Annotated in this window: 29 protein-coding genes and 5 pseudogenes; 18 read left to right on the forward strand and 16 right to left on the reverse strand. The window is 67.1% G+C overall.

All coding sequences use genetic code 11. The features are described 5' to 3' along the window. Positions 1-169: 169 nt before the first annotated feature. Both IE153_RS40120 and IE153_RS40125 read right to left on the reverse strand, forming a co-directional pair. Positions 170-673 carry a hypothetical protein gene (locus tag IE153_RS40120; protein WP_189594636.1) on the reverse strand — a complete coding sequence of 168 codons (504 nt, stop codon included), beginning with the start codon at positions 671-673 and terminating at the stop codon, positions 170-172. Between the two features lie 34 nt (positions 674-707). Continuing rightward, complete coding sequence (locus IE153_RS40125; protein WP_189594608.1) at positions 708-2,078, reverse strand: NucA/NucB deoxyribonuclease domain-containing protein; 1,371 nt, start codon at positions 2,076-2,078, stop codon at positions 708-710. Positions 2,079-2,175: 97 nt separating this feature from the next. On the opposite strand from IE153_RS40125, the pseudogene IE153_RS42220 reads away from it, so the two are divergent. The 4 genes and pseudogenes from IE153_RS42220 to IE153_RS40140 all read left to right on the forward strand — a co-directional run. Continuing rightward, positions 2,176-2,358, forward strand: a pseudogene (locus tag IE153_RS42220) (NF041680 family putative transposase); the annotation flags it as partial. A gap of 63 nt (positions 2,359-2,421) precedes the next feature. Beyond that, on the forward strand, positions 2,422-3,006 hold the full coding sequence (locus IE153_RS40130) for a hypothetical protein (protein ID WP_229829424.1): 585 nt from the start codon (positions 2,422-2,424) through the stop codon (positions 3,004-3,006). 385 nt (positions 3,007-3,391) lie between these two features. Continuing rightward, positions 3,392-4,009 (forward strand): hypothetical protein, encoded by a 618-nt coding sequence (locus IE153_RS40135; protein ID WP_189594609.1) that lies wholly within the window; start codon positions 3,392-3,394, stop codon positions 4,007-4,009. Between the two features lie 624 nt (positions 4,010-4,633). Next, positions 4,634-5,140, forward strand: a complete 507-nt coding sequence (locus IE153_RS40140) for a lamin tail domain-containing protein (protein WP_189594610.1) — start codon at positions 4,634-4,636, stop codon at positions 5,138-5,140. Between the two features lie 140 nt (positions 5,141-5,280). Here the strand turns inward: IE153_RS40140 and IE153_RS40145 are convergent, their stop codons facing one another. Then, entirely contained in the window at positions 5,281-5,940 is a 660-nt protein-coding gene (locus IE153_RS40145) for an HNH endonuclease family protein (protein ID WP_189594611.1), read from the reverse strand. 327 nt (positions 5,941-6,267) lie between these two features. Between IE153_RS40145 and IE153_RS40150 the strand changes: the two genes are divergently transcribed. Continuing rightward, positions 6,268-6,729 (forward strand): GNAT family N-acetyltransferase, encoded by a 462-nt coding sequence (locus IE153_RS40150; protein ID WP_229829425.1) that lies wholly within the window; start codon positions 6,268-6,270, stop codon positions 6,727-6,729. 83 nt (positions 6,730-6,812) lie between these two features. Here the strand turns inward: IE153_RS40150 and IE153_RS40155 are convergent, their stop codons facing one another. The 3 genes and pseudogenes from IE153_RS40155 to IE153_RS40165 all read right to left on the reverse strand — a co-directional run bounded on the left by IE153_RS40155 (position 6,813) and on the right by IE153_RS40165 (position 8,280). Continuing rightward, positions 6,813-7,376: an integrase gene (locus tag IE153_RS40155; protein ID WP_229829426.1), complete on the reverse strand. Its 564-nt coding sequence runs from the start codon at positions 7,374-7,376 to the stop codon at positions 6,813-6,815. Then, positions 7,319-7,576, reverse strand: a pseudogene (locus IE153_RS40160) (GNAT family N-acetyltransferase); the annotation flags it as partial. The pseudogene IE153_RS40160 and the gene IE153_RS40155, both read right to left, overlap by 58 nt. 551 nt (positions 7,577-8,127) lie before the next feature. Then, positions 8,128-8,280, reverse strand: coding sequence for a hypothetical protein (locus tag IE153_RS40165; RefSeq protein ID WP_189594613.1), 153 nt, complete (start codon positions 8,278-8,280; stop codon positions 8,128-8,130). A gap of 533 nt (positions 8,281-8,813) precedes the next feature. Here IE153_RS40165 and IE153_RS40170 point away from each other — a divergent pair. Both IE153_RS40170 and IE153_RS40175 read left to right on the forward strand, forming a co-directional pair. Then, the gene (locus IE153_RS40170) at positions 8,814-9,494 is read left to right on the forward strand and encodes a hypothetical protein (protein ID WP_189594614.1); all 681 of its coding nucleotides are present in this window, start codon (positions 8,814-8,816) and stop codon (positions 9,492-9,494) included. 634 nt (positions 9,495-10,128) lie between these two features. Beyond that, positions 10,129-10,347 carry a DUF6207 family protein gene (locus IE153_RS40175; protein WP_189594615.1) on the forward strand — a complete coding sequence of 73 codons (219 nt, stop codon included), beginning with the start codon at positions 10,129-10,131 and terminating at the stop codon, positions 10,345-10,347. A gap of 101 nt (positions 10,348-10,448) precedes the next feature. Here IE153_RS40175 and IE153_RS40180 read toward each other — a convergent pair whose 3' ends face one another. Continuing rightward, positions 10,449-10,826 (reverse strand): fic family toxin-antitoxin system, toxin component, encoded by a 378-nt coding sequence (locus IE153_RS40180; RefSeq protein ID WP_189594616.1) that lies wholly within the window; start codon positions 10,824-10,826, stop codon positions 10,449-10,451. Next, positions 10,826-11,065, reverse strand: coding sequence for a hypothetical protein (locus IE153_RS40185; RefSeq protein ID WP_189594617.1), 240 nt, complete (start codon positions 11,063-11,065; stop codon positions 10,826-10,828). The genes IE153_RS40180 and IE153_RS40185 overlap by 1 nt, the downstream gene beginning before the upstream one ends. 395 nt (positions 11,066-11,460) lie before the next feature. Between IE153_RS40185 and IE153_RS40190 the strand changes: the two are divergent. The 4 genes and pseudogenes from IE153_RS40190 to IE153_RS40205 all read left to right on the forward strand — a co-directional run bounded on the left by IE153_RS40190 (position 11,461) and on the right by IE153_RS40205 (position 15,112). Then, positions 11,461-12,204 (forward strand): annotated as a pseudogene (locus IE153_RS40190) (IS5 family transposase). 120 nt (positions 12,205-12,324) lie between these two features. Continuing rightward, the gene (locus tag IE153_RS40195; RefSeq protein ID WP_189594618.1) at positions 12,325-12,831 is read left to right on the forward strand and encodes a DUF6624 domain-containing protein; all 507 of its coding nucleotides are present in this window, start codon (positions 12,325-12,327) and stop codon (positions 12,829-12,831) included. A 458-nt stretch (positions 12,832-13,289) separates the two neighbouring features. Beyond that, positions 13,290-13,826 (forward strand): ArsR/SmtB family transcription factor, encoded by a 537-nt coding sequence (locus tag IE153_RS40200; RefSeq protein ID WP_189594619.1) that lies wholly within the window; start codon positions 13,290-13,292, stop codon positions 13,824-13,826. Beyond that, entirely contained in the window at positions 13,823-15,112 is a 1,290-nt protein-coding gene (locus IE153_RS40205) for an MFS transporter (protein ID WP_189594620.1), read from the forward strand. The genes IE153_RS40200 and IE153_RS40205 overlap by 4 nt, the downstream gene beginning before the upstream one ends. Before the next feature lie 255 nt (positions 15,113-15,367). Here the strand turns inward: IE153_RS40205 and IE153_RS40210 are convergent, their stop codons facing one another. Then, entirely contained in the window at positions 15,368-16,195 is an 828-nt protein-coding gene (locus IE153_RS40210) for a hypothetical protein (RefSeq protein WP_189594634.1), read from the reverse strand. Between the two features lie 101 nt (positions 16,196-16,296). Between IE153_RS40210 and IE153_RS40215 the strand changes: the two genes are divergently transcribed. After that, complete coding sequence (locus tag IE153_RS40215) at positions 16,297-16,635, forward strand: DUF6233 domain-containing protein (RefSeq protein WP_189594621.1); 339 nt, start codon at positions 16,297-16,299, stop codon at positions 16,633-16,635. A 585-nt stretch (positions 16,636-17,220) separates the two neighbouring features. On the opposite strand, the gene IE153_RS40220 is transcribed toward IE153_RS40215, so the two are convergent. The 6 genes and pseudogenes from IE153_RS40220 to IE153_RS40240 form a co-directional block, all read right to left on the reverse strand. Continuing rightward, positions 17,221-18,027, reverse strand: coding sequence for a hypothetical protein (locus tag IE153_RS40220; protein ID WP_189594622.1), 807 nt, complete (start codon positions 18,025-18,027; stop codon positions 17,221-17,223). Between the two features lie 246 nt (positions 18,028-18,273). Next, a pseudogene (locus tag IE153_RS40225) lies at positions 18,274-18,804 on the reverse strand (restriction endonuclease); the annotation flags it as partial. A gap of 36 nt (positions 18,805-18,840) precedes the next feature. Continuing rightward, positions 18,841-19,050 carry a YceI family protein gene (locus IE153_RS40230; RefSeq protein ID WP_189594623.1) on the reverse strand — a complete coding sequence of 70 codons (210 nt, stop codon included), beginning with the start codon at positions 19,048-19,050 and terminating at the stop codon, positions 18,841-18,843. Between the two features lie 16 nt (positions 19,051-19,066). Then, entirely contained in the window at positions 19,067-19,234 is a 168-nt protein-coding gene (locus IE153_RS40235) for a hypothetical protein (RefSeq protein ID WP_189594637.1), read from the reverse strand. Between the two features lie 391 nt (positions 19,235-19,625). Further along, the gene (locus tag IE153_RS42225; protein WP_308432244.1) at positions 19,626-19,991 is read right to left on the reverse strand and encodes an RHS repeat-associated core domain-containing protein; all 366 of its coding nucleotides are present in this window, start codon (positions 19,989-19,991) and stop codon (positions 19,626-19,628) included. After that, a complete protein-coding gene (locus tag IE153_RS40240) occupies positions 19,873-20,787 on the reverse strand; it encodes a hypothetical protein (protein WP_229829428.1) in 915 nt (304 codons plus the stop codon). The genes IE153_RS42225 and IE153_RS40240 overlap by 119 nt, the downstream gene beginning before the upstream one ends. A gap of 599 nt (positions 20,788-21,386) precedes the next feature. On the opposite strand from IE153_RS40240, the gene IE153_RS40245 reads away from it, so the two are divergent. Both IE153_RS40245 and IE153_RS40250 read left to right on the forward strand, forming a co-directional pair. Then, entirely contained in the window at positions 21,387-22,388 is a 1,002-nt protein-coding gene (locus IE153_RS40245; protein WP_189594624.1) for a LysR family transcriptional regulator, read from the forward strand. Between the two features lie 520 nt (positions 22,389-22,908). Further along, positions 22,909-23,394: a lamin tail domain-containing protein gene (locus IE153_RS40250; protein WP_189594625.1), complete on the forward strand. Its 486-nt coding sequence runs from the start codon at positions 22,909-22,911 to the stop codon at positions 23,392-23,394. A 139-nt stretch (positions 23,395-23,533) separates the two neighbouring features. Here IE153_RS40250 and IE153_RS40255 read toward each other — a convergent pair whose 3' ends face one another. After that, positions 23,534-24,193 (reverse strand): HNH endonuclease family protein, encoded by a 660-nt coding sequence (locus IE153_RS40255; RefSeq protein WP_189594626.1) that lies wholly within the window; start codon positions 24,191-24,193, stop codon positions 23,534-23,536. A gap of 224 nt (positions 24,194-24,417) precedes the next feature. Here IE153_RS40255 and IE153_RS40260 point away from each other — a divergent pair. From IE153_RS40260 to IE153_RS40275, 4 genes and pseudogenes are all read left to right on the forward strand, one after another. After that, positions 24,418-24,729: pseudogene (locus IE153_RS40260) on the forward strand (Ku protein); the annotation flags it as partial. Positions 24,730-24,749: 20 nt separating this feature from the next. Then, positions 24,750-25,064: a polyprenyl synthetase family protein gene (locus tag IE153_RS40265; RefSeq protein WP_189594628.1), complete on the forward strand. Its 315-nt coding sequence runs from the start codon at positions 24,750-24,752 to the stop codon at positions 25,062-25,064. A gap of 78 nt (positions 25,065-25,142) precedes the next feature. Further along, on the forward strand, positions 25,143-25,823 hold the full coding sequence (locus IE153_RS40270) for a hypothetical protein (protein WP_189594629.1): 681 nt from the start codon (positions 25,143-25,145) through the stop codon (positions 25,821-25,823). An 87-nt stretch (positions 25,824-25,910) separates the two neighbouring features. Further along, positions 25,911-26,132, forward strand: coding sequence for a hypothetical protein (locus IE153_RS40275; protein ID WP_189594630.1), 222 nt, complete (start codon positions 25,911-25,913; stop codon positions 26,130-26,132). Positions 26,133-26,310: the final 178 nt, after the last annotated feature.

Here is a 26,310-nt window from a genome sequence, read left to right on the forward strand (position 1 = left end):
CATTTTCAGCCAAGAACAAGGCCGTACCGTCTGGCTGCTGTGTGCCATTGCTGATGCCTAGTGCCTGCAGCGCGGAGCGGACGCGCCGGGCGCTGCCAGCGGTGCGGTGAAAGCGTGTCTGCTCGCCCACCGGAAGGCGATGGGCGAGCAGACAGTCATGGAGCTGTGGTCAGCGCGCGCGGTGTGACGCTCCGTATGAGTCGCGCTGGCGCAACACGGCCACGTCTTGCTGGGATGCAGGCCAGGCCTGAACGAGGTACCACTCGGTGACCTCTTCCGGCGTCAGGTCGACAGCAGTGTCGCGACCGCGGGCGTGGACGCGCAGCCGATAGTCGCCAGGGCCGTTGAAGGACAGGACGGGAAGTTCTTCGTCCAAGTCGTCCATCATGGCGCGGACCATGAGCTCGCCCGAAGCAGAGTGCGCGGAGATCTCGACGATCTCCTGCCAGTCTTCGTCATTGGGGACGGGCTCCGTCTCGTGGAGGGTGACCGTGACGTCGACATCGCCGTTACTGACACCGGTAAGCACCACGATTTCGCCGTCGGTGACCTCGATGAGGCCGTTGTGGACAGCGGGCAGGTCCGCCGCAGCCGGTCCGTCCTCGTCACTGATGAGGAATTGGTGATAGGCGACCGGCACGAGACCGCTGCTGTATGCGACCTGACGGCTCATCTGCTGGCTTCCTTTCAGCGGTACGGCCGGGACCCTACTTGATCCACACCAGGAACCGGTCCTTTTCAAGGATGCGGTTGAACAAGTAGAAGTTTTTCAGGGTCCCGCCGCCCAGCCGGTTCTGATCCTTGTCGATCATCCGCCGGCTGAAGTCCCCGCTTCCGGTCGCTGCGCCCTGCCAGGTCGATTGGAAAGGGTACTCGTCGCACTGCTTGCCCGGCGGGCGCTCCAGGCTCGGCGGGCAAGCCTTCCGGTTGTTCGCCTTCTTCTTCTCCTTGTCCGTCAGCCGGGTCAGGTAGCGGGTGGTTCCGTGCTTGCCGGGAAGATTCTTGGTGTCCTGCGCGTACTCGATGTGCCGGGCGAGCTCCGGGTAGGGTCCGTTCTTCGCGTAGACCAACTCCGGAATGTACGGCATCACGCAGCCCGCCTTCGACGTTCCCGGGACCGCGTTGTCACATCGCACCGGAGGCGTCGGCAGCGAGAGCTCGTTGGTAGGGCCGGCCCATAGGGGGTTGGTGAACCGCCACACCGCCTTCGCCTGCCCCTCCCCCTTCTGCCCCTTCGGTGAGGTCTTGATCGTGGTCTCCTGGAAGAACTGTCCGACCGGCTCCTTACTCTGGCTGATCAGCTGGGAAGGAAAGGTGCTCTCGATCACCTTGCACTTACCCGCACACTTCGCAGCGCCATTGGCGCTGCTACCCCGGGCCGAACCGGAACTGGTGACCTCCATCAGCTCCACCTGGTACGCCCACTTCTTCTGATCCCGCACGCTGTAGGCGTAGGCGCGGACGAGGTAGTGCATGCGGCCGGTCACCGCGCCGGTACGCGGGTTCGTGATCGTCAGATCACCGGGGAAGATCCCGCACGCCTTGAACCGGTTGACATACCACTTGCCTCTCGCGCCATCGTCACACCAGTTCGGGGTGGGCCAGGCATCCACAGCGGCACGCAGTTCGGACGCCGACATGTCGGTGCTCCACGACATGCATGCCACCGGGTCATCGCCCCCAGCTGCCTGCGCGGCCGCCAGCCGCGTACGGCACGCCGCCTGGTCATCCGCCGCCCCTGCCAGCGGATCCGGTACCAGGACTCCCGGCTCGGACTCCCCAGCGTCCGAGGGCTCCGACGTTGGTCCAGGGTCCTCAGCTACGAGGCCCTCTGGGGCCGGCTGGGAGATCAGGTCGTCCAAGTCCTGCGAGTCGTCCTCCAAGTCCTCGGACATCGGGTCCTCGCTACCCGGAGTCGCGTCCCCGGATGCCTGCACGGCAACGCCCGAGCCGGGCACAGCAGCCTCCAAAGCCTGCGCACTGCTGAGGCAACTGCCGAGCAGTCCCAGCGTCACAGCGCTTGCAGCCAGCAGTAATCTCGCTCTCAAGTTGTACCCCCTGTTGTTGGTCAGCAGCACGGACACACCTGGTCATTTGACGTGTCCGCGTCGGGTCAGTGAGATCAAAGCACAGAGGACTGACAATCGGTCCTCGGATATCGCTCGCGCGGGCAATCCGCCGAACAGGCTCACGCCCGCCCGGGTCCGCAGGGGGTTCAGGAACCTGTGCACGAAGACCGGATCCCCGGCCAGTGCACCGAAACCGTCTCGTCCGGGGCCTGGCCGGCCGCCGGGTTCGAAGAACCGCCGCCCAGCAACCCGTCATGACGTGGGCAAAGTCCTGGCCACCGGCGAGGCATACAGCCGCCCCCGCCCACCACAAGAAGGGCACCAAACGCCGGCGCACCGAGGAGCGGCAGACTTGACGGCCTGGGCCATGTGCAGCGGGCACGAGGCCGAAGAATTTTCACGGGGTACGTCGGTGGATCTCAGCTCAGTGATCATCGCTGTCGCAGGCGTCGCGGGAACCCTGGGAGGGGCGCTACTCACCCAGCGCGGCTCCGAACGAGCGAAGCGCCTGGAGATAGAGCTCGTTCGAGACCACGAGGAGGTCCGCGAGGCCCGTTCGCTGCGACGCACCTGCTATGTGGAACTCAACCGGGATGCTCGGCAGTTCACCACCGCACTCAACCGCCACCTGCACGTCATGAGGGAACGCGGCGTGGAGGAGGCCGACAGTGACGCACTCGAGGAAGCGAAGAACGCGCACCGCGATCGATACTCCGAAGCACAGATGATCGCCCCCGAAGTAGTACTCAGGCGAGCGAGTGTCGTCAACCAAGCCCTGAACAAGGTCTACGGCCAGGTCAAGCGCCTCGAACGTGGTGCCCCCGAACCAGGCGAAACGATGGAGACCGCGGCCCGGGCCCAGTACGAGGTCTGGGAGATGCTCCGCACTATGAGAACCGCTATGCGCCACGACCTAGGTGTGTCGCATGAAGATTGAGAGCTGACACCGGCGGCACCGTCAGCTTTAGCGACGCGACTTCTCCGGCACCACGTTCTCGTGGGGCCCGCTCCCGGTCCCCACGAGTGCCTAAGCCGAGCCGTCAGCCTCGGCGTCGGGCGCGCTTCTCCGCGCGGGCCCTGGCCGGGGCCGCCCGATACGTCGCCTCCTCCCTCGACTGGGTGAGGGGTATATCGAGACGGCACCGTTCTTCATGTGCTCCTCGTGCAGTTGCTCGGGATCGCGGGCCGCCCACCTGCGAGGCTGTCCCCTGTGCGGACCTGCCGGCACTCTCCCTGCAGGGCCGCCGGGAGGGGGCACGAGACTGGCGGCGCTCCTCGAGACGCCTCCAAGCCGGTGGCCAGCCGGTTCGTATGCTGACCGCATGGGCGTATGCATGGAGGTCCTGATCGTCGACTGGGCCCATCTGAAGTCGGTGCCGGCCAAGCAGCGGGAGGACCTGGTCCAGGAGGCCGCGTTCGACCCGGACGATGCGTACGACTACACCCTCCCGCCGGGGTGGACATGGCCCGACCCCACGCAGGCACGGTGGTGGGCGCGCTACGAGTTCCTCGACACCATGACCTCGTACAAAGCGCACTTCTGGGCCGGCGAACGCTGGGACGATCTGCGCGCCTTCGTCGACGCGCCGCTGCGGGACGCTCTTGACCAGTTCAGTGCCCCGCTGTTCTGGGACGGCTCCACCTACGCCTCCGAGACGTCAGACTTCTCACCGACGGTGGAGCCGGGCACCTGTGACTGGACCTCTCGGCTCGACGTCATGCTCTGGCTGCTGCCGGAAGAGGTAGCGGCGCTGCATCACTTCTGGGGGCAGGTCGAGCCGCACCTCGGCTCACTGCGCGAGCCCTTCGACCGCCACCTCACCGAACCCATCGGCTGGATCAAGGACTTCCCCTCGTTCTCCCGGCTCGTCACCGAATGGGGTGACGTCGTCAGCCAGGCCGCCCGCCGCGACTGGGCCCTCATCGGCCTGCGGAGCTAAGCACTTACCGTCGGCAGCCGGCTCGGCACCACTGCACCGAACCAAGCGCGCAACCGCGCAGCGGCCGGAGTGTCACCGTCGACCGGGCGCGGCAGACCGTGCGTCGGCCCGCCGAGCCGACGACATCGGCCCGCTCTGGTCGCGAGGCGCGGTCGACGACGGGCCGGCGGCCGGCGTCGCGCCTCGCGTGCGCGTCCGAGCTCCGCTCGGCGACATCGACGGCACCGACGAGTTCCCCCGTCGTGAGCGGCGCTCGGCCCCCTCCAAGTAGGGGTGTGCCGACGGTGGCGGCGTTGAGCGGCTCTGTTACTCACTTTCGGGTGACGTCCCGAGCCGCTGGGGGGGTGCAACCTGGCGAACAGACCACGCACCCCAATCCTGCAAGGGGTGTGGATCTGTCGGCGCGTCAACTTTGCGCCCACGGCTTATAGATGGATGTTACATGTGAGAGTCATAGAAAGTTGGACAACAGGTAACAGGGGTCATGCTTTCCCCTCAATTTCTCCACGGCGTGGACAGAGTGTGTGTGCGGCCAGCCGGTCGCAACCGCACACCGCACCAACGTCCCCGGCTTTGGCCCCTAAGGGCTTGTCCGGGGAGGGTGTCCGCACGTGAGGGGACCTGATGTCCGCTTCCGCTTCTGTCACCGCCCGCCGTCTCGCCGCCGCCGCACTCACCGCCGGCGCCCTGGTCTCGGTGGTCACGCTGCCGGCATCCGCCGCCGACCACGCCCGCCCCGACCGGCCGAAGGTGCAGATCTCGGCTGTCCAGTACAACTCCCCCGGACGTGACGACCGCTCCAACCGCTCCCTGAACCGCGAGTGGGTGGAGATCACCAACACCGCCCGCCGCGCGGTCAACCTCGACGGCTGGACCCTCGAAGACGAGGACGGCCGCACCTACACCTTCGACCACTACCGCCTGGAAGGCCGTTCCACGGTCCGCATCCACACCGGCCACGGCCGCGACACCGACACCGACCTCTACCAGGACCGCCGCCACTACGTCTGGGACAACCACTCCGACACCGCCACCCTCCGCAACGACCACGGACGCTTCATCGACGACGAATCCTGGGGCCGCCACCGCCACGGCGGCGGCCACCACCACGGCGGTCGCCACCACCGCTGACCCACCCTGCGGGCGAGGGCTGCAGGCCTCACCCACGCCTCGAGAGAACATGGACGCGCCCGGCCTCCCCGGCCGGGCGCGTCTCGTCTACTCGAACCACCCTGGCGCTTGGCAGGTGAACCGTGCGGCGCGCGGCGCTCCTATACGGCCGGCTCGTACGTCACGGTCTGCTCTGGGCAGCCGACCGCCACCTCGCGCAGGGCCGCCACCTCGGCTTCATCGGCCGCAAGACTCCAGCGGAGCTTGGTTGCGACCCACTCGGCGACGTACCGGCAGTGCACCTCGGCGGCAGGCGGCAGCCATTGGGCGGGATCCTGATCTGCCTTGGACCGGTTCGAGCGGGCGGTGACCGCGACCAGGCTGGTGGCCGCACCCTGGTCGTTGGCGTACGCCTCACGGCGTTGCGCCGTCCACGCCGACGCACCGCTGTCCCAGCTTTCTGCCAGGGGCACCATGTGGTCGATGTCCAGGCCGGAGGCTGACGTCACCCACACCTGGTCGTAGTACGACCACCAGCTCCCACCCGTCAGACGGCAGTTGGCTCCAACCGCCGGTGCTTCGACGGCCTCGGAGATCAGCACTTCGGCGCGCGTGTTGCAGCCGTCGGTGGGGTTGGCGCCGGCGTTCCAGTGGCGGAAGGCGTCCCGGTCGTAGCCGTCCCGGGACTCCGTCCCCAGGGGCAGGGCGGCGACGGCTTCGGTCAGGGGAAGGGTCTCTGCCGCGTGGGCGGGCCCTGAGACGGTGAGGGGCAGGACAGTGAGGGAGGCGGCGGCCAGGCCGCGCAGCACCGCTTTGAGCATGAGCTGTTGATAGCGAGGCGCGACGGGGCACTATCAGCGGTTTGCCCAGTGCGCCCCCTGTGTGGGTGCAATGGTCATACCGGGCCGGTGCGCAAGCGCCACGTCGGGGAGCGAGGCGGGCGCCCGACAGGACGGAAGAGCCGCGGGCTGCGCGCCCGTGCACGTGCGCGGCCGCGGTGGCGCTCATAGCCTGGTGTTGCTCGGGGTAGCCACGGAGGTTTGTCATGCCCCGAAACATTTGGAGCGGCGCGATCAGCTTTGGTCTAGTCACTTCTCTGAACTAGTGCCGCATCAGGCAACGTTTGCCACGTCTGCCAGACTGCTCGAGTGATCGTCAGACTTGCGCAAGAGCGGGACTCCACTCCCCTTCTTGGCTTGGCAGCTCAGGTCGAGCATTCGTTCGGCCCGATGGTTGGGAAGCCTGATTTCCATAGCGCCCTGGACAAGCACATTCGCCGGTCCACGGCGCTCGTCGCCGTTTCGGGATCGGATGTCCTCGGCGGCCTGCTGTTTGGCGGCAAGGCTCCGATCCACCAAGTCCACTGGCTTGTCGTCTCGGAGAAGGCACGCGGGAAGGGCGTCGGTCGTGCCTTGATGGCGGACGCTACACATAGGTTCGTACGCGGTCCGGGCAGCATCGAGGTGATCACCTTCGGGGCCGACCACCCGGGCGCAGTAGCCAGTGGTGCACGCGTCTTCTACGAGTGCCTCGGTTTCAGCCCGGCGGAGGCCGCCGATCCGGGCCCGGAAGGCGGTTCACGGCAGGTCTATCGACGGGCCATCATCTGATTCAGGCAGCGTTCGAGCCGGTCGAGGCAGGCGAGGCCCGGGCGGGAAGTTGCTGTGCTCAGGCCGCTGGCGCCGACGGCACCTCACCCGGACTGCCGAGGTGAGGTGCCGTCCCGGCCAGCGATGTCGCGGAAGGTCGGGATACCGAGATCCACGGCGGTGCTCCGGCGAGCCAGTTCAGCATCCAGCAGAGCGAGCTTGTCCTGAGCTCCGGCAAGGCTGACCTCAAGTCCTTCCAGCTCGCCGAGCCAGCCTTCGCGTTCTGCCTCGGTGATGCGGGCCACGAGGTTGTCGCGGACCTCGACGAGCCGGCCTCGCTGGTCGGGCTCGGGGCGGAGCATCGAGCAGCGGACGCAGGCGTGCTCGTGGATGCACGAAGTGCCGAAAGCGCGGGCACAGATGCCGATCGAGAGCTTGCGGCGCTCGAAATGGCCGAGAAAGGCATCCCACTCCTCTGCGGTGGGGGTGCGGTATTCCTCGCTGGGGCGCAGAGTGCGGCGGCGGGCGATGAACGCGCGGTGGGCTTCGATGGCCTCGGCCGGGTAGATCGCTAATGGTGCAGTCGGGTATTGGAACCCGCGGAATGGGGTCAGATGGTGGTGGCTTCGTGCGGATCGGGCGAGAGCACGTCGGCTGTAAGTGCCCATCGCTCGTGGTCCTCCCAGACACCGTTGATGCGCTGGAAGCTCGGCGAGAATCCCTCACGGCGGAAACCCAGGCGCTTGATCACTTTCAGCGAGGCCACGTTCGCTGGCTGGATGTTCGCCTCGAGTCTGTGCAGGCCGAGGTCGGCGAAGGCGAACTGGACGACGAGGCGGAGGCCCTCCGACATGTAGCCGTGCCCCGTGGCCCGGCAAGGACGGCGCCGGCCACTGGACTGCCGCTGAGGAAGGTAAGGGCTCCGCCCGCACAGCCGATGAATAGCGCTGCCAGGAGCACCACCGTGGTGTGCACCGTAAGGAACGGGGGCGCCTCCGCTGAGGGCGCAGCGGGGCGATGTCCTAGGCGTGAGGTACGTTCGTTCATGGGTCTCCTGTCTCGATCACGGCAGTGGGATCCGACGCCAGGCGAGAGGGAGATCCAGCGGGTGGCGGCAGCTGTAGGAGGCGGGCCGCGCCCAAGGATCTCCCTTCGTCGTGCGAAGGGTTGGCGCCGCCTCGAATCTAAGGCACGGGACTGACACTCGTGGGCCGCCCCGGGGCAGCGTGCGCTCAGCTCAGCGCCGGTGAGGGCGGATTATGCGCACGCCACTGACATTGACGCGGTTGGATCGAAAGTCGCAGCTCAGCGGGCAGGCACCGGCTCTACCTTGGTACGCAGGGCTGCCGTTCAGTGCGGCGTGCGCGTGACGGACGTCACGATGTCGGCGTGTAGCGTCTGTGGGAAGACAAGACTGCTCTATGCCTTGACCAGCAGCAGCTTCTTGCCGGTCTCCGCGACGTACTTCCCGTACTTGCCGCCCTTGGCCACGATGCGCTCGCCGCGCTCGACGTCGACGGTGTTCTCCACCACCTCCTTTTGCGGGTAGTTGGCGACGTGCTCCAAGTTCACGCGCCGGTCCGACTACGCGGACGCCAACCTCGTAGAGAAACTGCTTGGTGAAGACCTCGACCTTCCCCACGGGGAAATCCAGCGCCGGCTTCAGGAGCACGACGACGTCATCGAGGTGTCGCCCTTGCGGTTACGGAACGCGCTGTTCACGGCCGAGGCCGGATGAGGTCGGTGGTGCCGAGGGGGTACGCGACGATCGGAGCTGGCAACGCTTCGGCCGGAGCCACCTGAAATGCCATCGTTCTTCGCCTGCCGTTCTTCCCGGAATACATGGTGCAGAGGCGGCGCCGAACTGTCGGGTCGCGCGTAGCCAGCCCGGGAACCCGCCGCTCGGCGATCCTCCTGCGAACCTCGGCGTGGCTCCCGACCGGCCTACAGGCCGACCATGATCAAACTCAGCACCAGACTCGTCTTGATCTCCGGGGTCTCAGCCAAGAGAGGGCCGGTCGACGGTCTGCGCCCTCGGGAGTAGCGTTAATAACAAGATCATTGATCTGCCTGACACAGCGAGAGCAGTCGAACAGACTTCAGGCATGGACGCGGGACTTGCGGCACTTTTCGGAGCAGGCATTGGCGCGTTAGGCAGTGGCACGGCTGCCTTCATCTCCGGTCGGTTCGTCAGCAAGCAAGCACAGACACAGGCCGTCGCCCAGGCGGAGACGGCCAGGATCCAGGTGCGTGCAGACCACTTACTCCAACTCCGTGAGCCTCGGGCACGCGCCTATTCGGCGTTTCTCGACCAAGGCCTCCTGCTGTGTGACGTTCTCAGCGGAGCCAGCTTCGAGGAGGAAGTGCACGAGGAGCCGGACTGGGAGTACGACGAGCACGGTGTTCGCCGCTGGGCGGCCGCTGATGAGATACCAGTTGCACCGAGCCACGACATCCTCGACATACAACGCCTCTTTGCCTCGGACAACTACGGTCGGATCCTCGCACACGGGGACGAACTGAAGGCCTTGGACAGGCTCCGATCTCGCGTGGTGGTGGAGGGACCGGCTGCGGTGGCTCGACCTGCCCAGGCATTCCGCGACTACTTGGTCAATCGTCTGGAAGGGTTTGCCGAACTCGGAGCGGCTGGGGGTGTGCTGCGGGAGAGTGACCGCCTGGACGCGGTGAAGGAGTCGAGGCGGCTCTTGGAGCGGTTCGCCGAAACCGCGCGTGAGGCCCTGTCAGACAACGGGTTGAAGGAGCAGCCTCCTCAGGAGATCTCCTAACAGAAGGCCGGAGATCGGTCGGGGATCCGGTCATATCCCCGGGCACGTCTCCTCAGCTTCCATAGGGACGACCGCCGGAAGGGCCGCCCTACGGGTAACCGCGGCGGGAGACCTTCCTGATCGAGCCGACCTTGGTGAAAGGGCTCCGGAGAGCCTTCGCCCTTGCTGACAAGCGCCCAGACCTGATGCGCTGCAGCCCAGATGCCCCAGGGCCCAGCACCGCCTGATCCCAGAAGAGACGATCAGCACCGCCTCAGCCCGAGTTAAAAGGCAGGCCCGGGCAAGGACGCGTTGCTGCGCGATGAGCTGGAGGGCGCCCGCAGCCGGGTAGCAGTGCGGGCCGCGTGCGGGACACCCCCGCTTCCGCGGGCGTGTTCCTCATCCGCGGGTGGCGGCCGGGGAACGGATGCGGTGCTCCCCGCCGACGCGGGGGTGTTCCGTTCCGCCGCGCCCAGGCCACCGCCTCCGTCGCGTGCTCCCCGCCGACGCGGGGGTGTTCCGTCAAGTTCGGGCGGGTGAGCTTCTGTCGACCGCACCGGTGGGGTGCGGGGCCCGGTGCCGGTGTTGGCGCTACTCGGTCGAGTGAACGTGCCAGCGGGTGGGAACTTGCAGGCGCAGGAGGCGTCGTGCGGGCATGAAGCCGATCAGCGCAGCGCACGTGGCGCAGACGGGCCTGGCCGTCGTCGACGTCGCAGCGTGCGACGACCACCAGACCGTGTTCGCCGTGCAAGCGCTGCTAACCGGGCGCTGGGCGGCCACGTCGGCGAACCGCACGGTTCGGGTGCCGGGCGAGCCGGGTGTATGGCTGCGCTGTTGTCTCGGCGTCCGTCAGGAGCTCGGATCACAGCAGTGAAAACCCGGGGGGCTGTGCGCCTTCTGCCACCGAGCGACGGAGAAAATGCCCGCACCGCTCCCGCCGCCACGACCCTGGGGGCGGTGGCCGACCTGCGGGCGTCAGGTGGTGGTGGGCCAGGTCCGCAGCAGAGCGGCGATCTTCCCCGCGGTGCAGGCGGGATCCAGGAGCAGGTCCTTCAGGGCGATGGCATCCTCACGGCCGGGCTTGACGGAGACCCCGGCGGCTTCGAGGTACATGACGCCGGACGCGGCGGCCACGGCCATGTTGGAGCGCTCCAACCAGCGGCACCGGCCAAGCGTGTGCACCAGGGCGGCGGCTTTGGCGTAGGGGCCGCCGTAGACGGGCTGCTCGAACAGCTCGGCCCGGTGGCGGGCCACCGCCGAAATGGGAACGCCATAGTCGTCAGGGGCCGGATCGTTCGCTCCGGCCGCCTCGGCGACCTGCAGAATCCAGGGCACGTCGATATTCAGATCCATCAGGCCGCGTGTGCTCCCCGCGGTGTCTGCTGGGCGTCCTCGGCTTCGTCGAAGACGCTCTGATGTTCGGCCAGGAAGCGGGAGGCTGCGTCGACCGCGCGAGCGCGCAGCCCGCTTGCGTCATCGTGCACGAGCCGGGCGAGGTAGTCGCCAATGCTCAATCCCAGGTCGGCGGCGCGCTTCTTCGCGAGTTCCGCGACGTCCTCGTCCACCCGCGCGCCCAGCTGTGTCTTCGCCATACCAGCATGGTAACAGCTGTTACCAAATGAGGGAGTGGTTGCCGGAACGGAGTTCTCCTCCGTCCAGTCCCGCCGAAGAGGGCACGCGGTCAGGCAGTCATGAGCAGCCAGTTGGCCGGCCCTCTGCCTGAGGCCATCCCCGTCTTGGCCATGTCACCCTCGCCCTGGGTGACCTCGAAGAGCGGCGGAATGCAGCCGTTGCAGGCCCTCGACGACACCAGCGCAGCCTGGCGATCCGCACGCTGTTACTCACTTTCGAGTGACGGTCCGGCCCCGTGCGGGGTGGCGCATCGTGGCGGACAACCGGCACACCTCAAGGGCCACAGGCCCCCTCCACCAGTCAGCGCGTCAACATGGCGCCACGGCGATATAGATGGATGTTGCATGCGAGAGTCATAGAAACTTGGACAACAGGTAACAACAGGCACGTTTTCCACTCATGTTCTTCACGGCGCGGACAAGGTACGCATCTACCCAAGTCCGGGCAGCGCGGTGGGCGTTGGGCAAGCCACCGCAGGATCATCAACGGGGTCCTGTACCGGAACCGGACTGGGGTGCCGTGGCGGGATCTGCCTGCGAGGTTCGGCAAGTGGAAGACCGTGTACGAGCGGCACAGACGCTGGTCGGCGGACGGCACGTGGGACAAGATCTATGCGGCCGTCCTGGCTGACGCGGATGCCCAGGGCCGCATCGACTGGTCCATGGTGAGCGTGGACTCCACCACCTGCCTGGCCCACCAGCACGCCGCCGGAGACGTATGAAGCCGCCGCGGGTGCCGGGAAAAGACGCACGCCCCGGCAGCACCGCCCCGACGAGGGACTCGGACGCTCCCGGGGCGGACTCACCTGCAAGATTCACCTTGCCGGAGAAGGGGGACGCCGCCCTCTTGCCTTGCTGATCACCCCGGGCACACCATCCCCGAGCCGAAGAACCAGCGGGCCAACCGCCAACGTCGCGGCAGCAAGGGCGGACGACCCACCGGCTTCGACAAGACGATCTACAAGCGCAGAAACGAAGTCGAGCGCACGATCAACGCCCTCAAGACCTCCCGGGCCGTTGCCACGAGGTTCGACAAGCGTGTCTACGTCTTCCAGGGCACCGTGACCGTCGCAGCGATCCGGCTCTGGCTTCGGGGGTAGGTCCATTATCCCGGTGCGGCGAGACGCCTGTCACCGTTCTCCGGAATGATCTTTACACCCGATTTGCACCTCTACGCTTGCGGGCGGACGCAAAGCACTTACCTGACCTGGGAGTTGAGAGTGGCGCACGACGTTGCCGCGCTGACAGCGGAACTCACGGACATGGCTGCGGCCGATCACCAGTTGGCAGTCCGCGCGAACAGCGACGACCCCGCCGAGCAGCTGGCCTGGCGGCGACTGACTGCCCGGCACGGTGACCGCCTGGGCGAGGTCATGGACGAGTACGGCTGGCCGACGGCGGGACTGGTCGGCGAGAAGGCCGCACGCGCGGCATGGCTCATCCCTCAGCACGCCGACCGGCAGCTCGACGTTCAGCGTCGCGCGCTCCAGCTGATGCAGCAGGCGGTGACGGCAGGCTCGGCCCGCCCGCGCGAGCTGGCCTTCCTGCGCGACCGCACGCTGGTCAATGAGGGTCGCAAGCAGGTCTACGGAACTCAGATCGCCGGCGTGAAGGACGGGGCGCCGGTCCCGTGGCCCTGCGAAGAGCCCGAGCGTATGGACGAACTCCGTGCGGAAGTCGGCATCGAGCCCTTTGACGAGTACGTCGCCCAGTTCTCCATGGCTTGAGCCCCCTTCCCGGCCGGGTCCGGTGGATCACTGCCTGGCTCGTATGTGCAGACATTGATCCGCCGGACAGGCCCTAGCAGGCCGTTATCGGTGGGCTCCTTCAGCTCGGAACACCCCCGCGTCAGCGGGGAGGACCGCCAGCACAAGCGCCGCCGGGAGAGCACCGGCGGAACACCCCCCGCGTAGTCGCCGTTGGACGGCCGGTGCCCGGCAACCGCAACGACTGCAAGGCATGGGTGGCCTTGTTCACGAGAACCGACAGCAGATGTTCATCACTTCGGGAGGCACTATGGCCAGCGGTCGTTCGATTGCTGCCGAGGCCTACGGGCTGCCCGGGTGAGTAGTTGCTTGGTTCGGCAGCCGGTGAGCTTTGACGGAAGGTCTCGCGCGTTGGGCAGCAGACTCTGGAGGTCCATGCCCCCTTGCCCAATGGTCAAGAAGCGTTGACCATTGCTTGTATGCCTACCGATGATCTTCCCGAGATGTTTCACGTCACCACGGACGAGCAGCTGCGCGCCGTCTCCAATCTCACGCGCCACCGGATCATGGCCGTGCTCCGCTTTGAGCCGGCGACGATTACGCAGATCGCCGAGCGGGTGGGTCTTGCGAAGGGGAGTTCCAGCTATCACGTGCGGCTGCTGGAGCGGGCCGGTCTGGTGAAGGTGGTGCGGACGCGGAAGGTGCGGGGTGTCACCGAGCGGTACTACGCGATGGCCGGGCGGTCGATCGTGCTGCCGGATGCGGGTGAGGGAGGGCCGGATGTGCTGATACGTCATGCGGTGGCGGACCTGGAAGCGTCGCCGGTGGATGAGCGGCATGTACGGATGGCGCATCTGCGGCTCACCGAGGAGCAGTTCGCGCAGCTGGGGGCGCGGCTGCAGGCACTGGCGGACGAGTACCGCGAGCTGTCCGATCCGTCGCTGCCGGACGCGTCACTCGTCTTCGCACTGTTCCACCCGGCACCGCGCGCGCAGGCCGAAGGGGGCGCCAAGTGACCTCAAACGCCCGAAAGCTGCCGACCGGGTTCGGACGACTGTGGACCGCACAGACGATCTCCTCGCTCGGCGACGGGGTAACGCATGCCGCGCTGCCGCTGCTCGCGTTGACCTTGACGCGGGATCCGATGGCGCTCGCCGTCGTCACGGCCGCCGGGACGCTGCCGTGGCTGCTCTTCGGGGTGCTCGGCGGTGCGCTGGTCGACCGCTGGGACCGCCGGCGCACGATGTGGGCCGCGGACACGGCACGTGCCGTGCTGATCGCGATACCGGCGGCGGCGGCCGTGCTCGACGTGCTGAGCATCCCGCTGCTCGCGGCCGTCGCCTTCCTGCTCGGTCTCGGCGGGCTCTTCTTCGACACGGCCGCCACGGCCTATCTCCCGGACCTGCTCCAACGCGACCCCACACTCCTGGAGCGCGCCAACTCCCGCCTGCGCGGAGCCCAAACCGCCATGTCCGGCTTCGCGGGGCCACCTGCGGGCAGTGCGCTGCTCGCGTTCGGGCGGGCAGTTCCGCTGCTCACCGACGCCGTGTCGTTCCTGCTCTCCGCGCTGCTCGTACGCACGCTGCCCGCCATGCCCCGGCCCGCGCCGGAGGTCCGCGAGCCACTGACTCGGCAGGCTCAGGCCGGGGCCTCGTACGTCTTCCGGGACCGGCTGCTGCTCGGCCTGGCGCTCCGCCCCGCGGTCGGGAACGTCGCCTTCCTCGCCGTGGAGACCGTCCTCGCCCTCTTCGCCCACGACCGCCTCGGCATCGACACCTACGGCTTCGGCCTGCTCCTCACAGCGGAGGCCACCGGCGGCCTGCTCGGCGCGGGCATCGCCTCCTTCCTCGGCCGACGACTCGGCACCGGCACCGCACTGACCTGCACGGCAGCCCTCGAAGGGCTCGCCATCCTGGCCCTGGCCGCTGCCCCGAACCCGTACGTGGCCGGGCTGGCGCTCGCCGTCTGCGGGGCCGGCATGGGCGCCACGATGGTCCTCGGGCCCTCCCTCCGGCAGGCAATCGTCCCAGCCCACCTCATGGGCCGGGTCGCCTCCACCTCCCGCATGCTGGCCATGTGCGCCGCCCCCATCGGGGCCTTCCTCGGCGGCTGGCTGGCCACCACCTACGACATCCGCACCCCGCTCTACGCCGCCGCCGGCCTCCTCCTGTCGATGACGGCCGTCACGGCATCCATGACCAGCAACCGCCGGGTCGAAGCGGCACTGCGGGCCGCCGCCCCGGCCGGCGCTCCAGATCACCCGGCATCCAAGGATCCCGCCCAGGAGAGTGCACCCAACTAGTTGTGACGCCTGCTGCGAAGGCGTCACAACGAAGTCCCGAGGACCACGCAGTTCGATTCCCGGGCCCACCCAGGTGCCTCCCGAAGTGGTGAACACTTGCTGTCGGTTCTCATGAACAGAGCCAGTCCTGAGTTTTGCAGTTGGCCGGAGTCGCGCACCGACGTCTACCGCCCGATCCGGAGTCCCGACTGGGCCATGTGCGCGAGCGCGGAAAAGGAGGGGTCGACTCGGTCCCGACAGGATCTCTCGGGCCAACTATCCGGTCGCACGGGCTGAGCGGGATTGCTTGCGCAAGGCAGGCAGCCGGGCGGTGTCTTCCTCTGCGGCCAGGCTTTCGCCCAAGGTCAGCAGCGAGAGGAGCCGCACCGGCCGGCCGGCGGTGGCGGCGGCCTCCAGTTTGTGGTGTCCGTCGAGAAGGAAGTGGGTCAGTCCCCAGTGCGCGGCAGGGTCATCTGCCAGCCCGAGGGCGGACTGGCATACGTCCAGCGTCGAGACGGCCACCGCCGTGGGGACCGTTCCCTGCTCCATGAGTGCGACGTATTCCTCGACGCGATCCCGTTCGTTCCACGTCGGGGGAACCATGGGCACGACGAATTCGTAGAGGTGGGCGTCCGCGTCGACCGCGGTCTCGAAGGTCCGGTAGTACGGGGTGTGCGGGTACTCCGGGAGACCCCAGAACTGATCGACTCCCCAAGCCATGACCTGTTCGCCGCTGAAGTAGTCGCCCTTTTTGCCGGGGATGACCAGTCGGGGTTCCACCTCCAGGAGCAGCGGAAGGTACTCGCCCTCGGGCAACAACGCGCTGAACGCATTGATCACGCAGCCGTCGTCCGGATCGTCCAGCGTTCCGGTGAGCCGTTCCTGCATGCTCTCCAGGGACAGCTTCTCCCGCGCGGTCTCCAGCCGGCGGAACAGGAGCGGGCACGTGCCGCAGTAGAAGCTGAGCTCGAAGGCAGGCTCGTCGTCGACCATTAGCAAGCGGCGCCGCGGTCCGCCGCCGAGTTCCTGCAGTTCCGTATCGAAGTTCAAGCGTGCCTCGGAGGCTGGGACGCCGAGACTGCAGGGGTCGCCCGTTTTGATCATCACGGGCCGACCGTACGGAACGCCGTGAAAAGGCTCCACCGCGTACTGAGCCTGTATCTGGCCGGACGGGCCAACGACAACGCTCAGTCACAGGAACGGAAATGTTCGACGACCTGCCACCTGACCTGGAGCGACTGCTCACCCTGAGGGTGTGGCACGCCATGTGGCTGGCCCGCATCGACAACAAGATCTCGGACATCCAGCAGCGCGAAGCCGAACGGAAACACGGCCGACGCGCCCGGCCCGCCAGACCGGAATGGATCGTCCAGCTCGGCATCGGCACCGGACGTCCGCCCGTCCAGATCCACGCCGGCGACTGCTATGCCGCGGGCAACCGTCGCCGCGCCATCAACCGCGACGAGGCCCGCCGGCTTCTGACCTCCGGGCTCCCCGCTTGCCCTCACTGCCAGCCCGACATCGACCTGCGCGTCCTCAAATGAACATGTGTGGTTGGTGAGGGCCGACTACACACATAACTGGTCAGGAGTCGTTCCTCGGCGTCCGGTCTAAGGCGAATGCTTCCGCCATGAGCGCCATGCACCAGTGAGCACCGGACGAATCCGGTGCTCAATGTGGAGTGTCCTGTTGATGAACGGTCGCGCACGTCTTCGCACTTGGTGCTGCGGATTTCATGTCGTGGCGCCGCGGCTGCCAGAGAACCGGAATATGCCAAAAGGAATAGTCGGTCGTGTGTTCAACGACCTGCACCCCCTGGCAGCGCCGACGCTCACGTCTTATGGACGTGCGTCAACCGGACGCACGCATCGCGTACGGCACACAGAAGCCGGCCTGCGATGCCGCGGGCAGCAGCTGCCTGCCGGGCCTGGGCGAAGTAGTCAGCGCTGCTCAGCTGGCCGTTGACCCAGCTGCTGGCATTGTCTGCGTCCTTGTGGATCACGGCGAGTGTGTGCTTGCTGTGACTCATGCTGGCCCCCGGGTAGGTCGGATTGCTGCGCGTACCCGTTCTACACAGAGAAGGTGTGTCCGCGTGGAGATAGCGGCAAACTGACCGCTCCGAGCGTACGTCACAGTGACGTGCCTTCCGGGTCATTGACCGGCGGTTTGTTCTGTCCCGGGACGGTAGCTCGAACGGAAACGTCGGGCTTCTTCATCTCCCTGATAACGGAAATGAGATTCACTACCGTCCGGAAGCGTTTGTCGTCCCGAAAGTTCTTTGGGATATGCCCGGGCTTGTGGGCTTGAATCATCAGCAGCCCGTGTTGAACTCCGCCGGCACGCACGGGCATGAAGACGGCACTGCGGCAATCGTCGGCCATGTAGATTCGCCCTCGATCAGGGTCCTTTCGTACGTCATGAACACTGCGCCCGGCGGCGGAAAGAGCCGCTTCAATAAGGAAGCTATCCTTCTCTGCACCTCGGGAGAATTTATCTTGGAAGTGTCGTTGCGTTGCCTGCTCGTTGACGCAATCGAGGTGGAGCTCGCTGCCCTCGGCGGTGAGCCAGTACAGACCACTGGCAGCGTCAGCATGGGCCAGCTCAGCAGCGGTTTCAACGAGTCGCTTCAGTACGAGGTCGCGCTTCTCCTCGAACTCGGCTGGGTCGACGAGGATCTTGCCCATAAGGCACGAGAGAGGCTCCAGGGCGTGCTCCAGGACCACGGACCGCTCGGTCTCCACCCTCTTCGTGCTCGTGTGAAGGGTGAAGAAGGATGCGGCCGCCGCGCAGGCGGCACAGGTGACGATGTAGTAGGTGCCGAAGCTGTTCTCTGCAAAAGCCGGAACAGTGGGAAGGCCGACGGATACAGCACTAAGGACCGCGACGCCCCAAGGCTTGATCTTTTTGCGGCCGAGTAGTTTGCTCTCCAGGGACACGCGTTGCCTTCCGGTGAGGACTTTTTGATGATGCCTCAACGGTGACGGAGTTGCGTTTACCGCGGTTCCTCAACTGAAAAGCATTTGCTCTCATGAGTGAATGAGAAGCACGGAAGCATTGAGGGGGCGCGCGGCGAGCAGCGCACGCCCCCTTCTCTGCTCTCGGAGCCAGCACCTCCGGCGTATAGCCCTCCCCTGTGCCTCCCCGTCTTCACGGGTGACGGGAGCATCCGACATACCTGCCACTCAGCTCAGCGACGTTGGCCTTCGAGGAGGGGGAACAGCCCGCAGCAACTCCCACAGCGGCCGGGAGCCCGAGGCCCACACCGCCAGGGTCTGGCGGTCCACCACATGCAGCCGCTGCTGCTTGGCGAAGGTGACGGCCAGCCCGGTCACCCTGCCGTTCGTCACGATCACCGCGACGTCCGCGCCGTGCACCGGCCGGGCCGTGCCGTTGAGAACCTGCAGGTCCGGCGTGCCCACGGCCGAGCCCCGGGCGCCGTTGCGGCGGTGCTTGCACTGGATCACCCAGCGCCGTCCGAGCGGGTCCGTGGCTTTCACGTCCGCGCCCAGGTCGCCGCCCCCACCGACCCCCTGCGCGTCCTGGCAGCCATCGCGGCGCATCAGGTCCCGGACCGCATCTTCGGACTTGGCGTGATGCAGCGCGTCCAGCTGGGACAGCCCGTAGCGCAGGGCCTGCGCGCGGACCGCCTCCCAACGTGCCTGCTGCCGACGGTTGGAGAGCCAGTCGATACCGGCGAGCACGGCGAGCACCAGGGCAGCCCGAGCGCAAGACGCCGCAGGCTGACCTCATCACTGTCCCGCCGACCATGCGCCGCTCAGGACCACGATCGGTTCAGCGGTGTGCGACGACTCCAAAATGATCTTGAGATGCCGCCCCGTCATGCCCTTGGCCTTGGTGATGCCGAAGGCGTACCTGTCGATCGTGGTAGTGCCATTCGCTGTCATCCGCTTGCCCTCGTGGGTAACCATGCCGAGTGTGACGGCGATCGGCTGAGTCACCCCGCACGCAGCGCCGTCAGGTCGATCGCCTCCCGGCGTCCGGCCTCCGGCTCCTGGTCGTCGCGCTCGGGGGCGGCGGCCGCGGCGCGAGCAGCTGCTCGGGCATCGCCGCCTGCTGGTGCGCGACGACGTCGTACGCCCGGCCCCGCACGCGGGTGGGGTGGTGGTGCGCCTCGATCACCATCCGCGTACGCGGTGCTGCCCCACTCCGCGCGGAACTCCCCGACGGGCGTGCGCCGGTAGCGCACCAGACGATCCCCATCTTCGGACCGACGGTCCCGCGCGGACGGTCTGTAGGACACGGAAGCTGAGGAGCTGAACACCACAGCCGGAGTTGACGCCTGGGTGTTACCGGGGTGTGCGGAGCCCCTGAACCAGGCAGATGACAGCCATCAAGCCGGAGAGGATTGCAACGAGGTAGAGGGGGCCGCTATCGGATCCCGGGGTGAGCAGGCACAGGACGCATGCGACAGCACATAAGGCCGCAACGGCGAACGCAGTAGTACGGGACATAATTGCCCTTCCGAGTACGAGTGGGGCTCCGAAGCCACGACCTGGAGCCCCACCTGGTCCACTTAGTCGCGCAGGGTGGTCAGCCACACCCCGATGCCTCCAGCTCCGACCATTGGTCCGGCTACGGGCAAGCAGGCATTCACCGTGATCGCTTCACAGGCCGCGCCCGCCACAGCCACTCCCTCGTAGAACTTCCGGATGTTCTTCCTGGCTTCCTCGTTACCGCAGATACCCGGTCCCACGATGAACCCGATCACAGCGTTGGAGCAGGCCCCAGCCAACCCCGAGGGGTCGGTGTTGTTGATCGGGTCACCGCCGGCGTAGAGGTAGGGGTTGGTTTCCTGCCCCGACGGGTCGGGTTGGGTGAAGCGGCCGAGGGTGGGGTCGTAGTAGCGGTGGCCCATCTTGTACAGGCCCGTGGGGTCCAGATACGTGCCCGCGTAGCGGTGCGGCTGGGGGACTGCCTCGGTGGTGGTGCCGCGGGGCAGGCCCGTGGGGCCGTAGGAATAGGTGTGCGTGCGCTTGCCCGTGTCGTCGGCCAGGCCGAGGACGTTGCCCGTGGTCGGTGAGGTAGTAGTAGGACTTCCCCCCAGTCGTCATGGAGTTCAAGGTGCCCGCCGGTTCGCGGATGAATCCGGTGTCGACGCCGCTGGTGGTCGTGGACGCCAGTCCCAGTGCGGTGTGATGGAACCAGGTCGAACCCAGCTTGGCGCGTTCGGAGTTGTCCGTGCCCGCGTGGACCAGGTCGTAGCTCTTGCCGCCTGCGGTGATGGCGGAGAGCTGGCTGTAGTCCGTCCAGGCCTCGTTCGTGCGGGCGGTGGTGCTCGCGCCCGCCGTCTCGTTGCCGAGCTTGTCGTAGGACCAGCCCGTGGTGGAGCCGTTCTTGCCGGTCAGCTCGCTCGCGTCGTCGTAGGTGTACGTCGTGCCGCCCGGGCAGGCGTTCTTGCTGCCGTCCTGGCTGGTGAGGTTGCCGGCCTTGTCCCAGCAGTACAGCCACGACGCCCTGCGCGCGCCCGCGGAGTCGGCTTCCAGGGTGTAGCGCAGGCGGTCCTGGGAGTCGTAGTCGTAGGTGGTCTTGTACTTGGTGAGGTTGTCGGTGCGGGTACGGATCTTCGTGGTGTCCTTGCCCGCGGAGTTCTTGTAGCCGTAAGTCAGGTCGATCAGGGTGGCCGTGCCCGAAGTGGTCTTGATGGCCTCGGGGCGGCCGTTCTTGTCGATCGTCACCGACTGCGTCGTGCCGCCGGGGTAGACGGTCTTGGTGCGCTTGTCGTTGTCGTCGTGGTCGAAGTCGGTCTTCCTGCCGTCCGGGGCGACCAGGTAGTCCAGGCGGCCGGCCTTGTCCCAGGTGTAGTCCGTTGTGCCGGTGGGGTCGGTGTAGTGGTCGACCTCGCCGCCCGGGGTGTAGGCCAGCGCCGTCTGGGCGCCGTTTTGCAGGGTGCGGACGCTTTCGCGGTTGCCTACGCAGTTGCTTACGACGGCGGGCGTCGGCTCCCGCCATGCGGAGGCGCGCCTTCGTTGATACCACTACGTCGACGACTAGGCCTGAACGGTGTGAGCCGGGTCAGAGAGCGCCAGAGTCTGCCCCGCCGCGTCTTGGGCCCCTGTTGGTGTGTCCACCTATCTGAGAAGGGTGTCGGTGCGTAGACGACGAAGGTATCGCCGACGACGGTCATCAGCACGCGGCATGGGGGCGGTCCTTGCCGGTTGTCGCGGTACTCAGGCATGCGTCCAGCCTCACCGTGTGCTGCTGGAGGGTCCAACACCTGTTCAGGGGATATCTACGCAACTCTGTTGTAGATCGCTATCGGGAGCGACAATAGGGCGTGCGCGATGACACTGATCCCCGGCTGCTGCGGGCTTTCCTGGCTGTGGCCGAAGAATTGCACTTCACTCGCGCCGCCGCCCGGCTGTTCGTCGCACAACAAGCGCTCAGTCGCGACATTCGGCGGCTGGAGCAGGCGTGGGGCCGCGCCTTGTTCCAGCGGACCAGTCGGAACGTCGCCCTCACCCCCGAAGGGCACCGGCTGCTACCGGCTGTCCGCCGAGCCTTGGCCGCCCATGCGGAGTTGGGACAAGAGCTAGGCAGGCCATCGCAGTCCGAGAACAGCAGACCACTGGTCGTTGATGTCGCGAACAGCACTTCCACTGGATCGCGGTTGCTCAAACTGGCCCGAGAGTCGGCTCCCGAGCTGGACTTCGTCGTCCACACTCATAGTGGTCTGGCCCGGGCTGTTACGGAGATGGCGGGCGCGCGCCTGGACATTTCATTCGGTCGTGTCGCCGGGCTTCCACCCGAGGCGCGTGCCTCACTGGAGCATCGGCTGATCCGCTTCGACCAGCTGGCGGTGATGGTGCCGACCGGTCACCAGCTCGCCGCCTTGTCCCAGGTGCCGCTGGCCGCGCTGGCCGGCGAGACCCTGTACGCCGCGGCTGGCAACGAGGACACCACCGAGTGGACGGACTACGCGCGCTCACTGTGTGCAGGACACGGGATCGAGCTGGCCCCGCCCTACCCCAAAATCGAGGGCGAAGTGGAGTTCAGCCGGATCATGAGCAGACACCGATGGCTTGTCTTGACCAGCCTCAGCTTCATGACCGTTCCCGGGATGGTCCTGCGCCCCCTGAGCGACCCAGTGCCCCTCACTCCTGTATCCATGGTCTGGCGCCGCAGTCTGCACCACCCAGGTGTGGAAGCCCTGGCCAACGCGGCGCGGAGCCTCGGTATGGCCGAGGGCTGGCTGAAACGCCCACCCGGATCCTGGCTGCCCGAAGCAGACCTGCGTGTCATCGGCCGGTGTGACGACGGCACAGAATCCGTCGAGTAGTCCCGGGGCACTGATAGCCGGACGGGACACCAGTCGCCAGGGCTACACCCGAAGGATCGGAAAAAGGGACTCAAACCTGCTCAAAACGGGTCCGGTAGAGCGGAACCGCGGTCGGCGTTGAAGGCTGGCGGGTGACCGTGCCCTTCCCCGGCCGGTCCGGCAGTGCGCAGGGACAACGGGTATCGGCCGGGCACAGCGCTGTTACTCACTTTCGGGTGACGCCCCGTGTCGCTGGGGGGTGGTGCAACCTGGCGAACAGACCTCGTGCCTCAACGCCCGCAAGGGTCGTGGGTGTGCGGGCGCGTCAACTTCGCGCAGCGTGCTTATAGGTGGATGTTGCATCTGAGAGTCATGGAAAGTTGGGCAACAGGTAACAGGGGCCATGTTTTCCACTCAACTTCTCCATTGCGTGGACAGAGTGTGTGTGCGGCCAGCCGGCCGCGACCGCACACCGCACCAACATCCCCGGACCGCCACTGTGGCTGCGCCGGGGAGGGTGTCCGCACCGTAAGGGGACCGAATGTCCGCTTTCGCTTCTGTCACCGCTCGCCGTATCGCCGCCACCGCGCTCACCGTCGGCGCGCTCGTCTCGGTGGTGACGCTGCCTGCGTCTGCCGCCGACCACGCCCGCCCCGAGCGGTCGAAGGTGAAGATCTCGGACGTCCAGTACGACTCCCCCGGCCGGGACGACCGCTCCAACCGCTCCCTGAACCGCGAGTGGGTGGAGATCACCAACACCGGCCGCCACAGCGTCAACCTCGACAACTGGACCCTCCAGGACGAGGACGGCCGCACCTACACCTTCGACGACTACCGCCTCGAAGGCCGCTCCACCGTCCGCATCCACACCGGCCACGGCCGCGACACCGACAGCGACCTCTACCAGGACCGCCGCCACTACGTCTGGGACAACCGCTCCGACACCGCCACCCTCCGCAACGACCACGGACGCCGCATCGACAGCGAGTCCTGGGGCCACCACCGCCACGGCGGCCACCACCGCTGAGTCAGCGGGCGTGAGCTGAGCACCTCACCCACGCCCCGATGGAACGTTGACGCGCCCGGCCTTCCTGGCCGGGCGCGTCTCGTCTACGCGGACCGGCCCCTGGCGTCGACGAGTCGAACCGCGCGGCGACGCCGGGCCCCTACACGGCCGGCTCGTATGTCACGTTCTGCTCTGGGCAGCTGGCCGCCACCTCGCGCAGGGCCGCCACCTCGACCGCATCCGCTGTGAGGCTCCAGCGGAGCTTGGTTGCGACCCACTCGGCGACGTACCGGCAGTGCACCTCGGCGGCAGGCGGCAGCCACTGGGCGGGATCCTGATCTGCCTTGGACCGGTTCGAGCGGGCGGTGACCGCGACCAGGCTGGTGGCCGCGCCCTGATCGTTGGCGTATGCCTCGTGGCGGTGTGCCGTCCATGCCGACGCACCGCTGTCCCAGCTTTCCGCGAGGGGCACCATGTGGTCGATGTCCAGGCCGGAGGCTGACGTCACCCACACCTGGTCGTAGTACGACCACCAGCTCCCACCCGTCAGACGGCAGTTGGCTCCGACCGCAGGGGCTTCGACGGCCTCGGAGATCAGGACCTCGGCGCGCGTATTGCAGCCGTCGGTGGGGTTGGCGCCGGCGTTCCAGTGGCGGAAGGCGTCCCGGTTGTAACCGTCCCGGGACTCCGTCCCCAGGGGCAGTGCGGCGACGGCTTCGGTCAGAGGAAGGGTCTCTGCCGCGTGGGCGGGCGCTGAGACGGTGAGGGGCAGGACGGTGAGGGAGGCGGCGGCAAGGCCGCGCAGCACGGCTTTGAGCATGAGCTGTTGATAGCGCGGCGCGATGGGGCGCTATCACCGATTTGCCCAGTGCGCCGCCCGTGTGGGTGTAATGGTTATACCGGGCCAAATGCGCAAGCGCCACATCGGAGGCGATTCAGGCGCCCGACAGGACGGAAGAGCCGCGGGCTGCCCGCCCGCGCACGTGCGCGACTGCAGTTGCGCTCATAGCCTGGTGTTGCTCGGGGTAGCCGCGGAGGTCTGTCATGCCCCGAAACATCTGGAGCGGCGCGATCAGCTTTGGTTTGGTCACCGTGCCGATTTCCGTGGCCAGCGCAACCGAAGATCACTCGATCAGATTTCACCAGTACCACCTGGAGGACATGGGCCGGGTGCGGGTGCGCAAGTACTGCGAGATCGAGGACCGTGAGGTCGACCAGGGCGAGATCGGCAAGGGCTACCAGCTGACCAAGGAGCAGGTCATCCCGATCAGCGACGAAGAGTTGCGGGATCTGCCGCTGCCGACGGCGAAGGCGATCGAGATCGTCGCGTTCGTGCCACTGGACTCCGTTGACCCTTCATCTGGGGCGAGGAGCCGGTGACGGGCAAGCCCGCCCTGTCCGATCTGCGCTCCCGCAAGGTCACCGTCCCCGTCGCAGCCGCCATGGCCGGCCACACCCCGCAGGCCCAGTCCCTGCGCGCTCTCTACAGCGCGGACGGGCCGATGGGCGAGGAGGACCACGCACGGGCCAGGGCCCTGATCGAGCAGACCGGCGCGCGGGAGGCCACGCTACGCCGCGCTCGCCGCCACACCGCCGATGCCCTGCACCTCCTGGACCGGGTGCGGCCGGAGCCGGTGGCGGCCGCCGAACTTGCGGCCCTCGCCCACCTGATCACCCACCGCAACCACTGACCCTTCTGAGCAACGCTGTTCCCGCTGCCCACACCTGTTCCGCACGCCGTTCCATCACCGAAAAGGGAGAACTCACAGATGCACCCTGCCGACCTCCCCGAAGGGTTCTGGACCTTCTACTGCCCCTTCGAGGAGGAAACCGGCACCGATGCGGAACGCCTGAGTGCCAACAGCGCCGCCTGGGCGCAGAAGTTCGACCTCGGCCGCGGCGATCCGAACGTGTCCGCGCTGTACGGGATGGGATGGGCCGCCACGATCACCCACATCTTCCCGCACGCCACCACGAACCCCGACCTGGCCCAGGCACTGGCCGACTACAGCGGCTGGGCCTTCATGACCGACGACTTCATCGTGCCCAACCCGGACGCCAGAGCCGACGTCCTGCACGCCGTGTACCGCTGGGCTCGCACCATGCTCTGCGCGCGCTCCTGGGAGGGCCGCACAACCCACCTCGACGACGCGCTGCGCAACGCCCTCGAGCGTCTGCGCGCCTGCATGAGCGATGTCCAGTACGAACGGTTCACCACCACCCAGGCCGGCTGGCTGCACGCCATGCTCTGGGATAGCCGCCGCATGGCTGCCCCGCCAGGCAGGGCCCGCGCACCCTGCCGGAGCACCACAGCTCGACAGTGCACTTCCGAGGAACGTCACCTCCAGGGAAGCTCCACTGAACCGGCAAGCGCATTGACGTGCGCCGAAAGGCGCTCCCGCCGGTGTTGGCGTTGTTCACGACAACGGGCTGTGGCTCAACTTCTGTGACGCGTCCCCGTGAGCCGGATTGTCGTGAACATTTGGGGAAAGGCGAGAAGGGGACCGAAGGGACAGGAGGACCTCATGCAAGGTGGCATGACGCCGCTGAGGAATCGATACCTCGCTGCGTGCTTCATCGTCGTCATGTACCTGCTGGTTGGCGCCCTGTTGGTCGGCTTGCTCGCTACGGCGCTCTCCCCCAGCGGCATGTGGTCAGAAGCGGCGGTTCTCATGGGCGGGGCCCTCGGGGCCGGCTTCGGCGTGTGGCGTCTTCGACGGACGTCCGAGGATGAACGCGCCGACGACCACATCTACTAGTAGTGCTTCGTTCGGGTGGTAGCTCTCACTGCTGAGGCAGGCACTGCGGCCTCGACGGAAGTTTCCGCCGAGGCCGCGTCGCAGTCGTCTAGGTTCGCCGTCGCCCCGCCAACCAGGCCAAGCTGCCGATGATCACAAGGGCGATACCCTCGATGATCAGGACGCGGGCAACGCTGTA

This window comes from Streptomyces massasporeus (assembly GCF_014648995.1).
Taxonomy (GTDB): Bacteria; Actinomycetota; Actinomycetes; order Streptomycetales; family Streptomycetaceae; genus Streptomyces; species Streptomyces massasporeus.